Annotated in this window: 1 protein-coding gene; it reads left to right on the top strand. The window is 68.9% G+C overall.

From position 1 onward, the window contains the following. Positions 1-13 precede the first annotated feature (13 nt). On the top strand, positions 14-769 hold a 756-nt coding region (locus tag IE108_RS34660; RefSeq protein WP_229852773.1), incomplete at its 3' end, for an AMP-binding protein.

The following is a 769-nucleotide window of genomic DNA, read 5'->3' as shown; positions in this document are numbered from 1 at the left end:
GTTCGAGTCGGATATGGCGATGATCGACGGTTCGGTGCAGGCGGCTTTCGCGGCGCAGGTGGTGCGGTCGCCGGAGGCGGTGGCGGTGCGGTGTGCGGGGCGGGAGTTGTCGTATCGCGAGCTGGATGAGCGGTCCAACGTTCTGGCGCACCGGTTGCTGGGTGCGGGGGTGGGTCCGGAGGTGCCGGTGGCGGTGCTGATGGAGCGCTCGGCGGATCTGGTCGTGGCGTTGCTGGGGGTGTTGAAGGCGGGGGCGTTCTATCTGCCGTTGCACAGCGGTTATCCGCGGGAGCGGATGCAGTGGATCGTGGACGAGACGTCGGCGGGGGTGCTGCTGACCGACCGTGCGACCTACGCCAAGGGCCTTCCGGATGCGCCGGTCGTGGTGACGGTGGACGACGCCGGTGACTCGGCCGGTTTCCCGGTGACGGATCCGGGTGTGGGCGGCCGGCCCGACCAGCTGGCGTATGTGATGTACACGTCGGGTTCGACCGGGACGCCGAAGGGTGTGGCGGTCACGCATCGCGATGTTCTGGATCTGGTCGTGGACGGGATGTTCGGCGGGGGTGCGCATGAGCGGGTGCTGATGGTGGCGCCGTATGCGTTCGATCCGTCGACGTATGAGGTGTGGGTGCCGTTGCTGCGGGGTGGGCGGACGGTGGTGGCGCCGGAGGGTGATCCGAGTGTGGCGACGCTGGCCCGGCTGATCGGTGAGGAGGGGATCACCGGGCTTCAGGTGACGGCGGGTCTGTTCCGGGTGATGGCGGAG

This window comes from Streptomyces parvulus (assembly GCF_014648855.1).
GTDB classification, from domain to species: domain Bacteria; phylum Actinomycetota; class Actinomycetes; order Streptomycetales; family Streptomycetaceae; genus Streptomyces; species Streptomyces parvulus.
This window is presented reverse-complemented; position numbering and strand designations above follow the sequence as displayed.